Below are 1383 nucleotides of genomic sequence, written 5' to 3' on the forward strand. Positions count from 1 at the left end.
CCGTGAGGAGGTCAAGAAGGCCTTGAGGCAACTGAACCATAGCCTGAAGGCCTCTGGTGAGGCTACAAAGCCGTTCTGGGAGCACGTGCACGATGATGCCTTAGGCCTGGGCGACATGCACCAGTATGCTTACTGGTCACCCCACTTCCACGTGGTCGGGGTCGGCTACCTGGTGAACGCGAAAGACTATAACCAGGCGACCGGCTGGATCTACAAGAACAAGCGACCAGGCGGGATCCCGCTCTCGGTCCGGTGGAACGAGAAGGAAAACCGCTTTGAGGACGACGTTTACACGCTCTTCTCCTACCTCATGACCCACGCGGCCTATGTGCCTGGTAAGAGGGCGGTCCGGACCTTCGGGTATCTGAACCCGAAGCACGTTAAGAGGGTCGGTGACCAGTTCGTGAAGCACTACCACGCTGCGGTCTGCCCGGTCTGCGGGTCGCCGGTGGTCCGCTACTGGTTCAAGGACGATGAGCCGGACGAGCCTGAGGTCGATATCGAGGGTGAACTACGGCCTGTAGCCTGCCGGATATGTGGCTACAACTACAAGGTGCGACTATGAAAAAAGATGAAAAAGTGATTTACCACTGTTCCCAGGCTGTCGACGATGACGCCCTGGACGAACTGATCCGCGATCTGACTGAGACTGCCCTGGCGTCGGGGGGGTTCGTTGCGTACTTCGGCCCCGATGGCGAGGGTGACGGGGCCGGGCAGGCGACGCCGCCCGGCCGCCGGCGGTGGTGATACGGTGACGGATGATACGGGAATGCGTTACTATGTCTACAAGGAGGTGACTCTGGGCGGGAAACTGCAACCTCCTTATCTAGCGGGAACGAGCAACAACAAGGCTCTTGCCGATGCTATGTGTCGCTGGCTCTGCCGGAAAAACCCTACCTGTAAGGCCTGGGTGGTGAAACCGGGAGCTGATCCGATGTCGGTTTCGCCGAGCTCTCGGGGCTACTGGGCACGTTACGTCAGGCAAGAGGAGTTGATACTGGTGCGGACGGGGGAGCAAGCGTTCCGGACCTGGGAGGGGGGCTAGCCCCCCCCTCCCGGGGCCTATCGCCACCGCCAAGGCCGAAGGCCGCGGAGCGCGAAGCGCGGAGTCAGCGACGCGAAGCGGAGCGTGCCCTCCTGGCTTCGGCAGGTTTAAGTAACCGGGCACTAAAATAACGGTTAGCGGCGTCTTGGCTGATGCTAAAGGCTTAGTCACTGGACAAAAATCCCGAGTGCCCCAACCGGGCGAATAACTAGCAATTTGTTTTCGGGTCACGGTCGAGGCGCTGCGGGAGTACGATGATGTGTTAGACTCTCCGGTATATAAATGCCATGAAGCGATAAGTCCAGACTGTCCTCCGATCCCTGATCCTGATACCGTCC

Annotated in this window: 2 protein-coding genes; both read left to right on the top strand. The window is 59.6% G+C overall.

Annotation, left to right across the window (positions count from 1 at the left end):
• Positions 1–565 (top strand): hypothetical protein (locus tag ACE4YL_RS10605; RefSeq protein ID WP_461369629.1); only part of this gene is annotated, 565 nt, incomplete at its 5' end.
• Positions 562–747, top strand: a complete 186-nt coding sequence (locus ACE4YL_RS10610) for a hypothetical protein (RefSeq protein ID WP_461369630.1) — start codon at positions 562–564, stop codon at positions 745–747. The genes ACE4YL_RS10605 and ACE4YL_RS10610, both read left to right, overlap by 4 nt.
• Positions 748–1383: the final 636 nt, after the last annotated feature.

Origin of the sequence: Candidatus Darwinibacter acetoxidans, from assembly GCF_041936445.1 — a bacterium.
Taxonomy (GTDB): domain Bacteria; phylum Bacillota; class Limnochordia; order Darwinibacteriales; family Darwinibacteriaceae; genus DTU010.

What these genes read in the sequence shown, in the direction of transcription:
- ACE4YL_RS10610 (WP_461369630.1), top strand. Translation starts at nt 562, where the DNA reads ATGAAAAAAGATGAAAAAGTGATTTACCACTGTTCCCAGGCTGTCGAC.